The sequence below is a fragment of the Arenibacter certesii DSM 19833 genome (genome assembly GCF_000429545.1).
Lineage (GTDB): Bacteria > Bacteroidota > Bacteroidia > Flavobacteriales > Flavobacteriaceae > Arenibacter > Arenibacter certesii.
In genome coordinates this window covers 245,739-264,384 of the sequence record NZ_AUCB01000003.1, presented here as the reverse complement: position 1 = coordinate 264,384, position 18,646 = coordinate 245,739, and the positions used below count along the sequence as shown (strand labels likewise).

14 protein-coding genes are annotated in these 18,646 nt (G+C 37.3%); 5 read left to right on the top strand and 9 right to left on the bottom strand.

The genetic code is table 11. The features are described from left to right. Positions 1-121: 121 nt before the first annotated feature. On the bottom strand, positions 122-1,666 hold the full coding sequence (locus G466_RS0101065; RefSeq protein WP_026811968.1) for a glycine--tRNA ligase: 1,545 nt from the start codon (positions 1,664-1,666) through the stop codon (positions 122-124). A 37-nt stretch (positions 1,667-1,703) separates the two neighbouring features. Further along, a complete protein-coding gene (locus G466_RS0101060; protein WP_026811967.1) occupies positions 1,704-2,600 on the bottom strand; it encodes a hypothetical protein in 897 nt (298 codons plus the stop codon). 43 nt (positions 2,601-2,643) lie between these two features. Here G466_RS0101060 and G466_RS0101055 point away from each other — a divergent pair, with 43 nt between their 5' ends. Both G466_RS0101055 and G466_RS0101050 read left to right on the top strand, forming a co-directional pair. After that, positions 2,644-3,345: a ComF family protein gene (locus G466_RS0101055; RefSeq protein WP_051315479.1), complete on the top strand. Its 702-nt coding sequence runs from the start codon at positions 2,644-2,646 to the stop codon at positions 3,343-3,345. A gap of 51 nt (positions 3,346-3,396) precedes the next feature. Next, on the top strand, positions 3,397-5,010 hold the full coding sequence (locus G466_RS0101050; protein ID WP_026811965.1) for an Ig-like domain-containing protein: 1,614 nt from the start codon (positions 3,397-3,399) through the stop codon (positions 5,008-5,010). On the opposite strand, the gene G466_RS0101045 is transcribed toward G466_RS0101050, so the two are convergent. Both G466_RS0101045 and G466_RS0101040 read right to left on the bottom strand, forming a co-directional pair. After that, positions 4,994-5,770: an amidohydrolase gene (locus G466_RS0101045; RefSeq protein ID WP_026811964.1), complete on the bottom strand. Its 777-nt coding sequence runs from the start codon at positions 5,768-5,770 to the stop codon at positions 4,994-4,996. The two genes, G466_RS0101050 and G466_RS0101045, sit on opposite strands and share 17 nt — an antisense overlap. Positions 5,771-5,839: 69 nt before the next feature. Beyond that, positions 5,840-6,310, bottom strand: coding sequence for an ankyrin repeat domain-containing protein (locus G466_RS0101040; RefSeq protein WP_026811963.1), 471 nt, complete (start codon positions 6,308-6,310; stop codon positions 5,840-5,842). Between the two features lie 475 nt (positions 6,311-6,785). Here G466_RS0101040 and G466_RS23005 point away from each other — a divergent pair, with 475 nt between their 5' ends. Then, on the top strand, positions 6,786-8,990 hold the full coding sequence (locus G466_RS23005) for a PAS domain-containing sensor histidine kinase (RefSeq protein WP_169720727.1): 2,205 nt from the start codon (positions 6,786-6,788) through the stop codon (positions 8,988-8,990). Positions 8,991-9,012: 22 nt separating this feature from the next. Continuing rightward, positions 9,013-9,420: a response regulator gene (locus G466_RS0101030; RefSeq protein ID WP_026811961.1), complete on the top strand. Its 408-nt coding sequence runs from the start codon at positions 9,013-9,015 to the stop codon at positions 9,418-9,420. 4 nt (positions 9,421-9,424) lie between these two features. On the opposite strand, the gene G466_RS0101025 is transcribed toward G466_RS0101030, so the two are convergent. Next, positions 9,425-10,804, bottom strand: coding sequence for a DUF5689 domain-containing protein (locus G466_RS0101025; protein ID WP_034234343.1), 1,380 nt, complete (start codon positions 10,802-10,804; stop codon positions 9,425-9,427). Between the two features lie 71 nt (positions 10,805-10,875). Next, positions 10,876-13,623 carry a TonB-dependent receptor gene (locus G466_RS0101020; RefSeq protein ID WP_026811959.1) on the bottom strand — a complete coding sequence of 916 codons (2,748 nt, stop codon included), beginning with the start codon at positions 13,621-13,623 and terminating at the stop codon, positions 10,876-10,878. Between the two features lie 119 nt (positions 13,624-13,742). Between G466_RS0101020 and G466_RS0101015 the strand changes: the two genes are divergently transcribed. Further along, positions 13,743-14,786: an endonuclease/exonuclease/phosphatase family protein gene (locus tag G466_RS0101015; RefSeq protein ID WP_026811958.1), complete on the top strand. Its 1,044-nt coding sequence runs from the start codon at positions 13,743-13,745 to the stop codon at positions 14,784-14,786. 4 nt (positions 14,787-14,790) lie between these two features. Here the strand turns inward: G466_RS0101015 and G466_RS0101010 are convergent, their stop codons facing one another. The 3 genes from G466_RS0101010 to G466_RS0101000 form a co-directional block, all read right to left on the bottom strand. Beyond that, the gene (locus G466_RS0101010) at positions 14,791-15,384 is read right to left on the bottom strand and encodes a 3-keto-disaccharide hydrolase (protein WP_026811957.1); all 594 of its coding nucleotides are present in this window, start codon (positions 15,382-15,384) and stop codon (positions 14,791-14,793) included. Positions 15,385-15,437: 53 nt separating this feature from the next. Beyond that, positions 15,438-15,878: a hypothetical protein gene (locus G466_RS0101005; protein WP_026811956.1), complete on the bottom strand. Its 441-nt coding sequence runs from the start codon at positions 15,876-15,878 to the stop codon at positions 15,438-15,440. Positions 15,879-15,967: 89 nt separating this feature from the next. Continuing rightward, positions 15,968-18,583, bottom strand: a complete 2,616-nt coding sequence (locus G466_RS0101000; RefSeq protein WP_026811955.1) for a TonB-dependent receptor — start codon at positions 18,581-18,583, stop codon at positions 15,968-15,970. Positions 18,584-18,646 lie beyond the last annotated feature (63 nt).

The window sequence follows — 18,646 nt, the reverse complement described above, 5'->3', positions numbered from 1 at the left end:
AAACCATAAAAAAAATCCCGGAAACATCGATGTTCCAGGATTCGTTCTGTCCAGTTTTTAGTGAAAATCGGCCTACTCCCGAATATCCCTAATTATTGATAGATAGGATGTAAACTATCACTTACTCTATTCTCTTTAACCAGCTTTTCATATCCACTTCTTCATGGATAATTCTTTTTACATCGGCAATAGCGACGCGATGCTGCTCCATTGTATCCCTATGACGTATTGTTACCGTCTGATCCTCTAAAGACTGATGGTCTACGGTTATACAGAATGGAGTACCATTGGCATCTTGTCTTCTATAACGACGGCCTACCGCATCTTTGTCATCATAGATTACGTTAAAGTCCCATTTAAGATCTTCTAATATCTCCTTTGCCAATTCTGGAAGCCCGTCTTTTCTCACCAATGGGAAAACCGCTGCTTTGTTAGGGGCTAAAACTGCCGGTAATCTAAGAACGGTTCTAGTTGTACCATTTTCCAATTCTTCTTCTATTAGGGAATTAGAGAAAATAGCCAAAAACATCCTGTCCACACCAATAGAAGTTTCCAGCACATAGGGCACATAGCTTTCATTAAGCTCTGGATCAAAATATTGAAGCTTTTTCCCAGAAAACTTTTCGTGACTGGACAAGTCGAAATCGGTACGAGAGTGTATTCCTTCCAGCTCTTTAAACCCAAAAGGAAACTTAAACTGTATATCAGTGGCGGCGTCTGCATAATGAGACAGTTGCTCATGGTCATGGAATCTGTAATTTTCCTGACCCATCCCTAAGGATAAATGCCATTTCATTCGCTTCTCTTTCCAAGTCTCATACCAGTCCAATTGTGTTCCTGGTCTGATGAAAAACTGCAATTCCATCTGCTCAAATTCGCGCTGACGGAAAATAAATTGTCTTGCTACAATTTCATTTCTAAATGCCTTTCCTATTTGTGCAATCCCAAAAGGAATTTTCATCCTGCTGGTTTTTTGAACATTTAAAAAGTTGACAAAAATTCCCTGCGCAGTCTCTGGTCTAAGGTAAAGGTCTGTGGCGTTTTCTGCTGACGCACCCAATTTGGTTGCGAACATTAGGTTAAATTGCTTTACATCTGTCCAGTTTCTGGATCCTGTTAACGGGCAGGCTATTTCTAATTCTTCAATTAGTGCTTTTACATCTGCCAAATCTTCTTTTTCCAAAGAAGACCCAAGCCTTTTTAAAATAGTGCCAATCTGTTCTTGATAACCTACTACCCTAGGGTTGGTTGCCAAAAACTGATCTTTATCAAAGGCATCCCCAAAACGCTTTTGCGCCTTGGCCACTTCTTTTTCAATTTTTGCTTCTATTTTGGCCGCATGTTCTTCAACCAGAACATCTGCACGGTATCTCTTTTTGGAATCTTTATTGTCTATTAAGGGGTCGTTAAAAGCATCTACGTGTCCGGAAGCTTTCCAAACTGTAGGATGCATAAAGATTGCAGAATCAAGTCCCACAATATTATCATTCAATTGGACCATGGCTCTCCACCAATACTCCTTAATATTCTTTTTTAACTCTGCTCCGTTCTGGGCATAGTCGTAGACCGCACTAAGCCCATCGTAGATTTCACTGGATTGAAATACATATCCGTATTCCTTAGCATGTGAAATAACTTTTCTAAAATCGTCTTCTTGTTTTGCCATGCGACAAAAATAGGATATTACCTCATATTTGGGTAATTTATTTCAAATGAAATTCGGAGGATGCCAGTAATTTCTCGTCTTCAAAAACATTTAGGGTATAAGTTCCAGTTTCCAATGATCCTTCTGGAATGGAAATAGCATCACAAACGTTAAACTGCTCCCCCATAAAAACCATCTCCACCCTTTTACTATATACATTCCCCTTTACTAAAATAGTATTTGCATTGTCTCCAATAACCTCCATATTAGGCCCTAAAAATTGATAAAAAATTATTCGTTCCTCTTTTTTTGTATTGGGATTACCAATAACGGTAACACACCCCCTTAACCTAGAGATGGTATTGGCTTTGTTTGTGTTAATATATCTTCCCCCACGTAGTCGAAAACCACTACCTTCTGAATTCATTAGTTTAAGGTGGTTTTTTGTCTTTAACTCTTGACTAAGTTCTTGATTCCTTTTCTTTAATAGTGCTTCCTTTTCTGCTAAGGAACTGCTCTTCCCTCTTAAATTCTCTACCAACTTATTAGCCTCCTCATACTTAGTTTCCATTACCATAGCATTGTACCTGAGAAAATTATTCTTAAGTCTTAGACTATCATTTTTAGCCTTTAACCCCTGTAGTTCAGTGCCATACTCCTTTAGCTTTTCAATAGAAAAATTTAATTTACCAACGGAATCCAATAGCTGTTGCACTCGATACTTAGAGTCCTCCAACTCTATTTCGTTAACCTCATTAAGAGCCGAGAGCCGGTCAACATCTGCTTTAACCAAGGTGATATCCCTAACCAACAATTCTCTTTCCTGTCGTAGAAAGCTGATGTCACTTTTAGTTTGCGCATAACTGTAATAAAAAGCTATAAGCACCCCTATAATGACGGCTACTAAAACAGCAACGATTATTTTATAGTTTATTTTTTTTTCAAGATTGTTCATCTAAAGTAATGCGTATTAAGTAGGTTAATAGTAATTTGGGTATATGTTTTTCAAGCTTTCAAATATAATACATGATATCACCTCTGTCTTGCTACCCAAGTTATGTTTTGGATGTAACGAGCTATTAATCAGAGGAGAAGAGCACATCTGCACTGTTTGTCGGAATCAACTGCCGCTTACCGAGTACACCTTTAACGCAGAAAATCCTGTTGACCGTATATTTTACGGTAGAATTATTATTAAAAAAGCTAGTGCATTCCTATTTTACACGGATAAAGGGATAGTAAAAAACTTGATTCATTATCTTAAATACAAGAACCAGGAGCAAATTGGATATTTCCTGGGTCAGTGGTATGGCCATACTATAAAGGACAATAATTATTTAAAGAATATAGATTATGTAATTCCCGTTCCCATACATCCTAAAAAACGCAGAAGGAGGGGATATAACCAAGTAACTTTATTCGCCAAGACCGTAGCAAAACATCTAAGCGCGCAATACGCGGAGGATATCCTCATAAAAACAGCAAATACTAGGACCCAGACTAAAAAAACTAGGTTACTCCGGTGGCAAAACAAACAGGCATTATATATTCTGACTAATATAGAAACTTTAAAGGGCAAAAATGTATTATTATTGGACGATGTTATAACCACTGGGGCCACTATGGAAGCTTGTGCCACAGTCCTCTCCAAAGCTCCGGGCATTAAAATATATATTGCATCGATGGCCGTTGTGCCTTAATTTTACATTTCTACAAATTAGTTGTTTCTTTGTGGCACTTTTATTTATCATATGGCTCAACGCATATTAGGCTTTTTATTTCTGGTTTTAGCGATATCCGCATTTCTCCAATGTGCACGAAGGGGCGCACCAAGTGGGGGAGACAAAGACGTTACCCCCCCAAAGCTGATAAAAGCAGAGCCAGCAAATATGACCATTAATTTTAAAGGAGATAAAATAAGGCTCTATTTTGATGAATATATCAAGCTAAACGAACTTGACAAACAATTAATAGTCTCTCCTCCCTTAAAATATACCCCTTTAATAACTCCGTTAGGTTCCCCTAGGAAATATGTAGAAATTATTATCAAGGATACTTTAAAGGAAAACACTACTTATACTTTCAATTTTGGTCAAAGTATTGTTGATAATAATGAGGGAAACCCCAACAGCTATTTAACCTATGTGTTTTCCACGGGAGATTATATAGATTCCCTAACTGTATCTGGAGTTGTTGTAGATGGCTATAATAAGAAAGCCGACAGTTTTATCAGTGTTATGCTTTACGAATTGGATAGTACCTATACTGATTCTACCATATACAAGCAACCACCAAACTATATTACCAATACCTTGGACAGCACCACTATATTCCATCTGAAAAATCTAAAAGAAGGAAAGTATGCGATGTTCGCCATGAAAGACGAAGCCAAAAACAACGTATTTAATCAAAAAACGGATAAAATCGCCTTCCTAAAGGACACTATCTCCCTCCCAACAGATTCTATTTATCTTCTAACCATGTTCAAGGAGGTTCCTGACTATAGCGTATCTGTACCCAATTTCGCCGCCAGAAATAAAATTATTTTTGGTTACCAAGGAACTGGAGAAAATATAAATATAGAAACCTTGACAAAATTACCGGATAGCGTTAGGACAAAAATTATAAAAGAGCGCGATAAGGACACCCTAAATTTTTGGATTACTCCATTTACGGCCGATTCACTTTTATTTATGGTCAGCAACGATAAGGTTAAAATTAGGGACACCTTTACGGTGAAAACAAGAAAACTTGCTGCAGACACCTTGGTGTTACAACCCAATCAAAGTGGATCACTAGAGTTTGGCAAACCCTTTTATATCGGCGCAAACACTCCTTTATCTACCTTAGACAGCACTAAAATAGCATTGTGGCGAAATGATTCTACCGCTGTAAAACATACGGTTGTCTTTGACACCTTAGGTAATAAAATTGATTTTGATTTTGAAGTAGCGCCTAACGAAAACTACACTATAGACCTACTTCCAGGGATGATAACCGATTTTTTTGGTAAGCAGAACGACACGTTATCCTATAAACTATCCACTAAAAGTTATGCCGATTTTGGCAACTTAAGCCTTACTTTAGCTGGTGACGCAACCTACCCTTTAATTGTTCAATTGACCGATGAAAAGGGAATTACAAAAATGGAGCAATTTGCAGAAGAGCCAAGAAAATTTAATTTTAAACATATCCCTCCTTCCAAATATCTTATCAGAGTAATACACGATAGCAACGGAAATAAAAAATGGGATACGGGAAATTACCTTAAAGGCATACAGCCTGAGAAAGTTAGTTACTACCCTTCGGTATTAGAAGTCCGTGCTAACTGGGAGTTAGAGCAAACTTTTACCCTTTTAAAATAAACTGATCCCTATCTTCCAAAAACCTTAATTTTTCCCTTTCGGCTTTTATATGCGCCTTGTTTAAGGTGGCGTACAACACCGTATTTTCTTCTGAAAACGCAAGGGAATGACCTAACACATCATATACTACGGAATGACCTACATAATTATTGCCCAAATTATCGGTCCCCGTTCTGTTAACCCCTACCAAATAAGCCATATTCTCTATTGCCCTTGCTTTTAAAAGTGTATCCCAGGCAACAATTCTTTTTTCAGGCCAATTGGCCACATAGATTAGCACATCGTAATTTTCAGTGTTCCTAGCCCAAACAGGAAAACGGAGGTCATAACAAATTAAGGGACAGATGGCAAATCCCCTAAAACTGACCAACAATTTTTTTTCCCCAGCGGTATAGACTTTATCTTCTCCGGCAAGGGTAAATGTATGACGTTTATCATAACTAGAGATTTCATTATTAGGCTCAACAAACCAGAGTCGGTTATAATAATGCCCTCCTTCCTCAAAGACAATACTACCTACCAAGGCAGCATTTTTCTTTCTAGCCATAGTTTGCATCCATTCTACAGTTCTTTCCCCCTCTTCCTTGGCAATTTTACCAGGGGTCATAGTAAAGCCTGTAGTAAACATCTCTGGAAGAACAATCATATCTACCTCCGAATAAATAGAGTTGATTTTCTTTTCTAAATTCTCCCTGTTGGCTTGTGGGTTTTCCCAAATTAGGTTACACTGAACCAAGGCAATATTTAATTCATCAGTCATTTATAATTGGTTATTAATAAAAGCGTAGTTTAAACTTAAAGAGTAAGTTGCTAGGAAAGTAGTACTGTTCTATTCCCCTCCTAGTAGCGTTATCATACTTGTTAGCCCTTGCATTTTAGCATGATCTAAGGCGGTTTTCCCGTTTACATCCACAATTGCGGTATCAGCTCCACGATTCAATAACAATTTTGCAATATCCAATCTATTAAAAGTAGCAGCGTAGATTAAGCAGGTGGCCCCCATGGTGTTTTGTTCGTTGATACCAGCCCCTTTATCTAAAAGTTTTTGAACAATATCAGAATACCCCTTAAAACACACACCCATTAATGCTGTATTTCCCACGGCATCTTTGCCATTAATTTTTGCTCCACTATCCAATAGCAAATCTATTATCTCGGTTTCATCGTAGTAAGTAGCCATGATAAGAGGAGTAGATCCCCTTTGATCCTTACTATCTAAAAGCACAGGATTTTTTTTGAGCATGGCTTTTACTTCTTCAAGATTGCCGTTCCTTATTTCGGTAAAAAAGAATTCGTTCATAGCGATTTATAATTACTTAAATGTATAAAAAATTCGGTCATAATATATATTGAATTGATGGTAATCAAATTAAAAGTATCAAATATCGCGGATTGGACTCATCGCTGAGTTCAATACGTTTTACGCACTTTTTAAAAAATTAAGATCATCCTTATTAAAGATCACCTATTCCTGCACTAGAACACACCTGCGATTAACGCCAAGTTAAAACCATTAGTTATTGGATAACAAGGTGCCATTTGCAACTATTTATTACCTTTCTCCAGTATTTTGAATGTCTTAATAACGTGAGATTTATTATTCATATTCTTCAAATAAATAATCTCCACAAGGCAGCTGCTCTTAGAATTATTCTCCATTTAAAGAATACATCTATTTTACCCAACAATATTCAATTGAGATTGGCAACAAATAACAATAAAATTATTATCTTTTAGTGCTAACCATAAGAGCAATCACTACCAAAACAAAGCCCTTGAAAACACCTTCCCACAGCATCTCTATTAAAGACACCCCAATTGCAATTGCGGCCGTAGATACGAATTTGATTATCACCGGCTTTTCACATTTGTGGTTGGATGAACTGAGAATTAAACAGGAAGACATCACTGGGAAACCCTTTTTTGAAGTGGTTCCAAATTCCCCAAAATCATTCCTTAAAACCTTAAAAGACTGTCTTAACAATCCCGGACTATCCATTATAGAACAGCAACATATTGATGCGAAAGGAAAGGGCCAATGGTATAGATGGCGGATAAACCGGAATACAAATGAGGATGGTAAAGCTAATGGACTGATAATTACGGTTAATAATATCACTAAACTTAAGCAAACAAGTGAGCTTTTAAAAGCGGCTGAAACCATAACAAGATTGGGAGGATGGGAATTGGATCTAATATCCGAATCCATCTATTGGTCCAGAATTACGAAGGAAATTCATGAGGTTCCGGAAAATTATATTTCTACTTTGGAAACCAGTATTAATTTTTATAAGGAAGGGGAAAATCGTGATAAAATAACAGCTCTAATAAACTTGGCAATTAACACTGGAAAGCCTTGGGACACAGAGTTGAAGATCGTTACCGCTAAAGGGAAGGAGATTTGGGTTAGAGCCCAAGGAACACCAGAATTTATCAATGGCAAATGTGTACGACTTTTTGGTCTGTTTCAGGATATAGACGAAGCCAAAAAACTAGCATTAAAGAATGAAAAAAACGCAGAAAAATTGCGATTGGCTACCACAGTTGCAAATGTTGGAATCTGGGAGCTAAATTGTCAACAAAACACTTTGGATTGGAATGATCAAATGTTTTCCCTTTATGGAATTAAAAAAAGTGATTTTTCCAATAACTATGACAATTGGGAAAAATGTATTCACCCTGATGATCTTAGCAGATGTCAACATGAAATTAAGTTGACCCTAGAAAAATCACAACCATATAGGACACAATTTAGAGTGATTCACCCCAATGGAAACGTAAAGCATATTAAAGCTATTGCAGCTCTATATAAAGATGAGGCTGGAAACAATTTAAAATTAGTAGGCACCAATTGGGATATTACGGAATTAATAAACATCCAACTAAAACTAGATAAAAATCGAGAATCTTTTAGAGGTTCTTTCGAATCATCGGCTGTTGGAATGGCTTTAGTAGCGACTGATGGTACATGGCAAGAAATAAATCAAAGTCTTTCCAACAGCCTTGGCTACACCCAAGAAGAGTTGCTCAAACTAAGTTTTCAAGATATAACACTGCCCGAGGATTTAGAGAAAGACTTAGCGCATATGGAGGAACTAATTGCTGGTAAAAAAGATAGTTATCAGTTGGAAAAAAGATATATCCATAAAAACGGCAAAATAGTCTATGTTATTTTAACTGTTACCGCAGTTAGATCACTTTCAGGGGAAATCTCTCATTTCATTTCACAAATTGTGGATATTACAGAAAGAATTGAAGCAGATAAAAAATCGGCCAAACTACTTAAAATCACACAAATTCAAAATAATAGCTTAACGAATTTTGCCTATATAGTTTCACACAACCTGCGCTCCCATTCCTCCAACTTAACCATGCTCACCCAATACATTACTGAAGAGGGAGATGCAGAGGAAAGGAAGACTATTGAAAATATGTTACTAGCTGCTACGGAAGGACTAAATGAAACCGTAAGTCATTTAAATGAGGTGGTACTTATTACCCTAGGCGCCAAGAAAAATCTTCATAAAATAAATTTACTAAAAACCATAACAAGTGTAAGAAACAACGTAAATGTTCTTTTAAAGGAAAAGAATATAATTTGTGAGATTAACGTTGGAAACAATATTGAAGTAATGGCTATTCCTGCATACATAGACAGTGTCTTATTAAATTTATTTACCAACAGTATAAAATATAGCAGTCCTGACCGCCAACCTAAGATTAATATAACTACCTTTCATAATAACGACGATATAACCATAGAATTTACGGATAATGGATTGGGCATGGATTTAGAAAGACACGGAAAAAAGCTCTTTGGTATGTATAAGACTTTCCACAAGCATAAAGATTCAAAAGGCATTGGCCTTTTTATCTCCAAAAACCAAATAGAGGCCATGGGCGGGACAATAACTGCAGAAAGCAGGGTAGATGTAGGAACCACATTTAAAATTACATTAAGGGCTCCACAAACCCCATAAATAGAAATAATGAATGAACGTTATGAGCAAGATTGAAAATAGCTGCATTATAGATGACGACCCAATTTCCGTATACGGCATAAAGAGGACTATGAAAAAAGTAAATTTCTCTAAAACGGTTGTTGTTTATAACAATGGACAAGATGCCATTAATGGGGTCAAAGCCATGGTTGCCGCCGGAGAGATAATACCTTCGGTTATTTTTCTTGATCTAAACATGCCCGTAATGGATGGTTGGGAATTCCTAGAGGATTTTATGAAAATCCCCAATGCCAATACGGACAATGTCACTATTTTTATTATCAGTTCATCGGTTAATCCAGAAGATATAATTAGAGCAAGAAGCTATAAATTCGTCAATAATTATATAGTAAAACCAGTAGAATCCAATGATCTAATACAATTATTGGCCGATTACAAATCCAGCTAAGTTCTTAACGCACTCCAGGACTAAAATCCTCAGGGGCATTCTGGGGCAGATTTATTGTTTCGCTTTCCCCACTATCGTTATAAATTGTCCACTCGGTAAAGTCAAACTCAGGATTTGCTTGCACAATATTATAATTTCGAACTGCTTTCCCATCCTCAAACTCATGATTGGTACCCGAACCATCTTCACCTACCACTCCAAAACTATCTATTACTGTCCCAAAGGGATCTACTAATTGAAAATTATCATCTCCATTGGAATCAGCCGGACTGTTTTTACCTACCCCAAAATCTGTAGAAACTCCATAAACAGCTTCAAAAGAGGCAGCATTAGGAGATATAACAAAGGTGCTTTCTCCTCCTATTGTAAATTCCGAAAGATCAATAGTAGAGCTTACTTCCACATTAGCATTGGTATATCGGAGCAAACTCCAACCAGTTAAAATTAACGGTTGGCTATCGGCATTATAAAGTTCTACAAAACGCGCCTCCGGGTTGTTGTTAGGGTCGGCAAGTTCAGAAATAAATAATTTGTTCGATGTAAATTCGTTTACCACATCAGCACATCGCACCTCGGTGAAGTCAATATCCCCCAATTCTCGTATTGCTAATAGATAAGAGTTATTCTCTCGCAGCAATACACCGCTGATACTCCCATTTAATTTTGATAATTTTTCTGCTTGGAAATCGGCATACCCACTATTTACCAATACCAATTCTTGATCCAAGCAATCTATCAAACTTCTTTGGGTAGCTTCCTTGGCATTTGCAAAAGGCAAACCTACTTGATCCTCTCTTATTTCGAGACCCTCAAAATTCACTAAGGTATTTGTATAACTCTCCTTTAAGTCACCTATTTCAATTTTCTGGGGAACAAGAGATACCAAATCGTCACAACTAACAAATAGATGTTGATCTACCACAGAAGCGGGCAGTCTTCCCACAGAAATATTGCCAAAAGAGGCAAACTGACCTCCTAATTTAAAAACTCCTTTACTTTTTCCCAAATACAGTCCCTTTAGGGCAATTAGGATTTTGCTGCCCACTGGAAAAAACAGATGCGTATCACGAACATCTATTTCTATTTGAAAACCATGTGTTGGATCTATTGGATTATCCTGAAAATAAAGTACTCCAAAAAAATTACCTCTCTTATCTGATGAAATTACATATCCTTCAATAATCAAATCTTGCTGTATCTGTACGGTACCATCTATATAAAGATCCTTTACTTCCGAATAGCTGGCGTTCGCAATTAAATTTGAAGAACAAATAGTTTCTGGCATCTTAAAATCGACATCTTTCACACATCCGAATAATATAAGCATTCCAAATACAGCGCTCCCAAAACCTATACTCAGCGGCTTATATTTATACGAATTCATACTGCTAACTGGTTGGTTGGACATTCGCTTTGGATCGATTTATGTTTTCTACAAGGTTTACTTTTGGCCAATCAGCACAAAAAACTAACGGCTAAATTGATAAAATAGGTTCGCCCATACCCATACCAGTACTTTGGAGCAAACGACGGACTTCCACTTAGGTTATCTTGGAGCAACTGACCAAAATTCCCATTTCTGCTTTGCTCGTACCCACCGGTCCGATAAGCCAAATCAAATATATTGTTCACACTTACAAAAACGCTGATATACTTACCACCCTTCAACCAAGATTTTCCTCCTACCATATTTAACAAATAGATATCGTCCAATTCTTTTTGCGATAATAATTTCTGTACATTTTCTTCCGTCGCATTAGGAAATTGACTCCCTGTATCGGGATCTATATAAAAACTTGCCGTTCTTGTGATGGTTGAAATTCCAGCAAAATTATTTCCTAAATAATTTGTTGTAGCGCCTATCCACCAGTATTTTGGGTCTCTATATTCCACGCCCAGAGCATAGGCCAATTGCGGTCCCTGTGATAGCTTAAGTCCCTTTATGTTAGAAACTCCTAAATTGCTTTTTCCTAATGGGTCTATAATATCATCTTCAGCCCCCGATGTATCAAAATTTATAGTAACCATGGGGTCGCTGGCATAAAGATATTTGCCCACCGCAGCAACAGCCGTTAATTTGACCGAAGACGAAACTTGGTATTCCAGCCCCAATTCCGTACCCATATGCAATTTATCTAAGTCACTAACCACCTCCTGGACAAAATCGCTCCCCACCCCTGCATCTACATAGAAAAAATTAACATCTGTAGTATTTTGAAAACGGGAATAAAATCCGGTAACCCTTCCTGTCAAATTTAGCATTCGCAGATAGTAATTAAAATCAACAGTGTTAACTTTTTCGCGCTGCAGGTTTGGAACAATTTCATTGTTCTCCCTCGGGTTTATAAAAACATTCTGATAAACAGGTGCCTTCATAATATAAGCTCCAGACAGGGATATCCAATGCCGACCGTTAAATTTATAAGTAACCCCTCCCTTGGCACCAAAATTGGAGAATTCTACCTTCTCCCCTTTTCCTATAGAATTCTCATTATATCGTTCGTTCCTAAATAAACCCTCCCTTTGATAAGAGGTAGTAGAATAATTACCTGCTAAAAATCCTTCCCATTTACTTCTAGTTATACTGAATTGGGAGAAAAGACGTAAAACCTGAGAGTTTATCTTATACGAATAGTTGAATTTATCTCCTTCAGTTTTCATTAAACTACCTTCCACATCGTTTAACGTATTAGAAAACCGATCTATATCTTCATGAAAGGCACCTCCCAAAAGATCCTTGATATGCGCAAAATTATCAGATTCAGTATCGCGATAGGTACCTCCAAAATCAATTTTCATCGAAGGGGTTATTCGGTAATTAGCAACACTATTAATATTTAAATGGGATTCCTTTAAGGTATCATCATAGAGTAGATAGGAAGATTTTCCTTCCATAGTAGGAATCGTATTTACCTGATATAGCCTATTCCAGTCTAACTGTGGATTTTTTAAGAACCCAACTTTCGCCATATTAGCACTAACAAAATTAGCCCCTATGGGGCTGTTTATATAAAAACTTGGTAAATAGCGATAATAGGTGGGATCTGGATTTGGAGCATTGTAATACCCCAATCTACTCCTGGCATCTGTGCCAAATTGATAAGAAATTCCGGTATTAACATCCCATTTATTAGAGTTATAGAAATGATTGAGCATAAGTATGGGTTCTGCCACCTTTCTTTCTCTAGCATTCCGTATCGCTTCTTTTTGATTTCCCCAATAAGGATTATATTTTGCTCCCTTTAAATTAAAAACCTCCTCCGTAATTGCGGAAGACCTCCCTCTTCGGTTGGGTGTCATCATGGCGGTAAACAAAAAGCTATTATTTTGGTCTACGGCATATTCTAAAGCTCCAAATAAGGAATACGCATCATAAAGCGTACCCTCAATATACCCTTCCGTGGCCCATCGTCTAGATGCGGAAAAACTGTAACTTAGTCCATTATGCCCTCTACCGGAAGAATAGGTGGCCATTAATCGTCCCGCATAGGTCCGGTTGGAGGCCGAGCTAGAAATACGGGTTCCCTTTCTAAAACCAGATGGCCTTGTATTTATATTGGTACTCCCCAAGATACCACCAAAAGTATGGTCGGACAGCTGAAGGCCCTGTGTAAATTCCTGATTACGGGTTACATCATTTAAGCCACCCCAGTTATTCCACTGCGGCCTACCGCTTATCATTTTATTCATTGGAATACCATTGAGCAATACCTGTCCATTCTCAGATCCGTACCCTCTTACCCTAAAAAACGCCTGACCGAAATCGAATGCAGCTCGATTAAGAAAAACATCCCTACTTGCTTGCAACATTCCGGAGGTTATAGAACTCATTTCATCCTCCAAAAGGTCAGAATCTGTAAGGGTAATAAGGTTATCGGACTTCTCATAAGTGATATCTCTATCCAAAAAAATAGTCCCTAGGTCTATCGCTTGATCTGTTACTATAAAAGGAATACGTTTGGATATATAGTCTTGAGCCTGAATGGTTAAAATATATTCTACGTTGGGAGTTACCGTGAAAACAAATTTACCGCTTATAGGATCAGGTTCGGCGACCTGAAATCTTGGTAATTCCAATTGTACACCTGCCACAGCTTCCTGATTATTATAATCTAAAACGATCCCATATACCTCCATTTTTTGTTGTGCCCGAGCTTGAAGACTAGCAAATATAAAGAGAGATAAAACTAGGGGTTTAACCATGCAAAAGTCTTAGGCCTTGTTGAAATTTCAATTAATATATTACTATTTTATAGATATATCCTAGTTTATATTGTGATATATTGTGTTTTTAGTTAAATTACACTAATAATCGCTAAAATATGGTTAAAAGATTTATTTTACTGCTATTCTTTTCCATAATCTTAGGAACGTATTCCCAAGAGCCAAAAAGCTACCAAATTAGAACCATCTCATTTTATAATGTTGAAAATCTATTTGACATCCATAAAGACTCCCTCATCTTTGATGACGACTACACTCCCTTAGGAAAGAACCAATGGACTAAGGAGCGTTATCAGGATAAACTGAACCAAATAACCAAGGTTTTGTCCCAAATTGGTAGGGATGTAACCAATAGCGCTCCAGATATTATAGGCTTAAGTGAAATTGAGAATAGAACGGTATTGATAGATTTAATATCGCATCCAACACTACGCGAGTTAGAATACGATATAATTCATTTTGATTCTCCCGATGAACGAGGTATAGATGTGGCTCTATTATTTCGTAAGACGGCATTTTTGCCCACTTCTTTTCGCAGTCATAGGTTGCTCCTGACCAAACAGGATGAATTTAGGGATTACACTAGAGATCAATTGGTAGTAGGCGGACTATTAGATGGAGAATCAATGTATTTTATAGTAAACCATTGGCCATCTAGGAGTGGTGGGGAGGCGAGAAGTAGACCTAACCGAATAGCCGCAGCCAAATTGAACAAAAGAATTATAGATTCCATTATCCAACAATCACCTGAAGCGAAAGTTATAAGTATGGGTGATTTAAATGACGACCCAACGGACTACAGCTTAAAGAAAATATTAAAGATAAAGACCAAGGAAGAAATCCTAGAACCAACGGAATTATATAACCCAATGGAAAATCTCCATAAAAAAGGAATAGGCTCATTGGCCTATAGGGATAGATGGAATTTATTTGATCAAATTTACTTTACCGCCAACCTATATTTAGACCCCCATCCTGGGTATAAATTTTGGAAGGCGGGTATTTATAATCCTTCTTATTTAATAGATAAAAAAGGGAGATATAAGGGCTATCCGTTAAGAACTTACGCCAATGGTAACTATGTTGGTGGCTATAGTGATCATTTTCCTGTATTCATATTCCTTATAAGGCCCTCACCCTAGTTTATTATTGTGGTATGGAAAGCTTAATGTTTCTCCACTTTACTCTAATTCCGCCACCATCGTGTATCTGCAGCGCTATAGCACCTTCGCCTTCCGCAATTTTGTTGTCCGTAATCCTTACCATTTCAGTACCGTTTAACCAAGACACTAGGGTACCTCCAGAAAGTCTAATTTTCATTGTGTTCCATTCCCCTTCTTTCAGCACATTATCCTTGGCTGGATCTGGCTTAATTAACCAGCCCCTACCATAGGATTCGTACACACCTCCAGTGTTGTGTCCTGGAGGAGCTACTTCTACCTGCCATCCGCTTACAGTGGTTCCGTCAACGGTAGATCTAATAAACACCCCGCTATTACCATCTGCTTCTTGCTTAAACTCTAGTGTAAGGTCAAAATCCTTATAATGCTTGTCTGTAACTAGATACCCGTATCCTTTATCAGGACCGCTCTCACATACTAATAAACCATCTTCCACAAACCACTTTTCAGTGCCGTGAATGGTCCAACCGCTAAGGTCTTTTCCATTAAATAATGATATTTCTTGGGCCATCATAGACACGGCCATAAACGAAAATAGAATTGAAAATAAATTTTTCATGGTTAAGATATTGGTAGCTAAATTAAAATTGTATGGCAATAAATACTTTCGTACTAATTAAGCCATTGTGCCCATGGTATTCTACTTAAAATAAGAATCAAACCTAAACCATAGAAAATGGTAATTGTTTTAAATTTTCCTTTGGCTTCTAATATTTTTTTATGCTTAGACCAACCAATGGTAATAAAAACAAGCGCAATAATATTTATAAAAGGATGTTCTACAGCGACTAAACGAGCTGCGGAACTTAAACCTCCCATTCCTAATGTTTGAATGGCATTTAATCCTTTAGGAGAAACAAAGAAAAGTATTAGACCTACTAATAGTTGTAAATGCGCCAAGATCATAGCAAACAAGCTAATCCTAAAATCCTTGGTCAAGGTAAAGTCCTTTTTCCCTGTCCATCCAATAATTGCATTAGCTACCGCTAAAAAAAGTACAGCCAAAGCCACGTAGGCTAAATAAGAATGTGAGTTTAATAATGCTTCGTACATAGATATAAGTTTAAGCTATAAATGTACTGAATTTTATGTATAAAAAAACCCTGCCAATGGCAGGGTTTAAAAATTCTTTTAAAGTTAAATTAAAACTTTAAACGGATACTAGCGTTCCAAGTTCTACCAAAACCAAAATAGGCTTGGTTGGCAACATTAACGCCTTTATAAGTTACATCACCAGCTTCTGCATGTTTGTTGTTCAACGATTCAGAAATATACTCCTCATCAAGAACGTTATTCATGTTCACTCTAAATACCAGATCGTACGTTTGGTTAACTTTCCAATCGAAGGTTAATCCAGCATCCAACAATCCGTAAGAAGGCAATTTTACTGAACCTCTATTATCCGGAGTTTTAAATTCATTATCCGTAGGCAAGAATCCAGCATAAAGATTATCGTATTGGTTAAAATCTGCATCGATACTAATACCTTTTACAAATTCATATTTCCCACCAAAACCGTAAGTAAACTGCGCTGCGTCGCCCACTTTAACACCATTTAGGTATAACGGATCTCCTGCTGCCACTACATTTTGATTGTCATCATAAACAGTCTGACTAGCATCTCCATCATATTCCCAATTACCAATAGAAGTATAACCTCTAAACTGTAAGTTATCAGTTGGTCTTAAAGTGAAATCAACTTCAACTCCACTATGCACCTGTTTTACTCCTTCAAACTGATAAAATCCTTCTCCAGAACTTAAGCTACCACTTACTACCCTGTCATCCCATGTAGTGTGGTAAGCATTTACATTAGCTGCAAAAACGCTGCTTCTAAAACCGTATCCCGCTTCAAAACCAGTGATTTTCTCATTGGTCAATAATGGGTTTACATCATTTCTGAAATTAAGGAACATATTATCTTGGTAAGGCTGACGCGAATAGTGACCAGCGTTTACAAAAAGATTATGTTGTGCGTTAAAGTTATAATTGGCACCAGTTTTAACATTAAAACCTGTGTTCGTTACTTTTTCTGATGCTTCGTTTCCTTTAGCATAATTAAAGTAATCAAATCTCTGGTTAGACTGGGTTGATACAGCACCCTGTATAAAAGCAGATAGCTTTTCTCCCGCGTATTCCAATTGAGTAAAACCACCTAGGTAGCGGATGTCTTCTGGGTTATCATACCCAAGCCTTTGATCTCTTGGCGTATTGTGGAAAGTTGCTTTCCAAGGATTGGCGCTATAAGATTGCGTAATCACGTAGTCTGATCCTAACTGTTCGTTATTGGTATCATCATCCCATCCATCGAGACCTAAGAAATCTACTACTCTTCTAAAATGCTCTCCGTGATAAGATCTTCCGTCGAAACCAACGTTAAAACTTAATACATCGTTTATTTGATGATTAAAGTTGGTAACGATCCCAAACCATCTATGCTCGTTAACACTAGATCTTAAAATATCTGCCTGTCGGTTGTCAGCTCTTCTCTCCCCAACAATTAAACCATTTGTGTTTAATGGGCGGGATCTATTATATCTGTATTGACCTGTTAAGTCAAAATTATCTTCTCCTTGTGAACCGTAGCTTCTAAGACCAATGGATCCTCCTCTACCGTAAGATGCATAAAGTACAGTAGACAATTCTGATCTATCGCTCATTTTCCAATCCCAGCTTAAGTTGGCTATTGGTTTATGGTAATAATTTCCTGAAGTATTCATGAACTCACCATTTAAATAGCCCCACTGATCATTATACCTTTTTCCCTTTTCCAAAAGGGTAGCGATGGTATACCTATTTCTCTGATCGTGAATTTGTGGAGCACCAGTAACTAAAAAGTTAAAGGTATGATTCTCATTAGGCACATATCCTACAGAAAAAAAGTAAGTCTGACCATTTCCAGACATATAATCGTTATAACCGTCCCCTTGCCAATGACCTAAAAGTGTAGAAAAAGCCCATCCTTTTTTACTTAAGCCAGTAGAATAGTAAGCAGATGTTTTTAAGTAGTTATCATTACCTACCATGGTTTGTACAAATCCTCCTTCTTTAGAGTCTACTGTTTTAGTAACAATGTTTATAGTACCCCCAACAGAGGAAATAGCCAACTTAGAAGAACCTAATCCTCTTTGTACCTGAACGGCATTCGCAACATCTGTTACTCCTTGCCAGTTAGACCAGTACATTTTACCATCTTCCATTCCATTAATCGGCTGACCGTTTAATAAGAATGCTGTATTGGATTGGTCAAAACCACGAACTTGGATTCTTGAGTCTCCAAATCCACCACCACTCCTTGAAGTATATACTGATGGGGTCGATTTTAACAATTCCGGAAATTCTAAATTCCCACCTTTAAGTGCTATATCAGCAGCTTTAATAGTAGAGACTGCGATCGGGGTTTGTCTGTCCTTAGCCAAATCTATAATACCCGAACCAATAATAACAACGCCCTCTAACTCCTCTGCATCGGGCATTAAAGTGATGGAACCAATATTACCTGTTTTAGTAAAGTTGATCTTTTTACTTACAAATCCGATGTACGAAATTACTAGCGTTCCTGTATTTTGAGGAACTTCGATACTAAATTTCCCGTCAAAATCTGCTGCAACACCAGTTGTAGTCCCTTGAACCATAACGTTTGCCCCAGGCAACGGTCCACCTAAGTCACCGTCTAGCACAGAACCAGTAATTGTTCCTTGTGAAAATCCAATCGCCGAGCTTAAAAGCAGAGCAAAAACCAGGTAAATTTTTTTCATCCTTCTTAAGTTAAAGAGTTTTTAATTAGCGGCGCAAAATTGTTATTTTTTTTGCAACGGTAC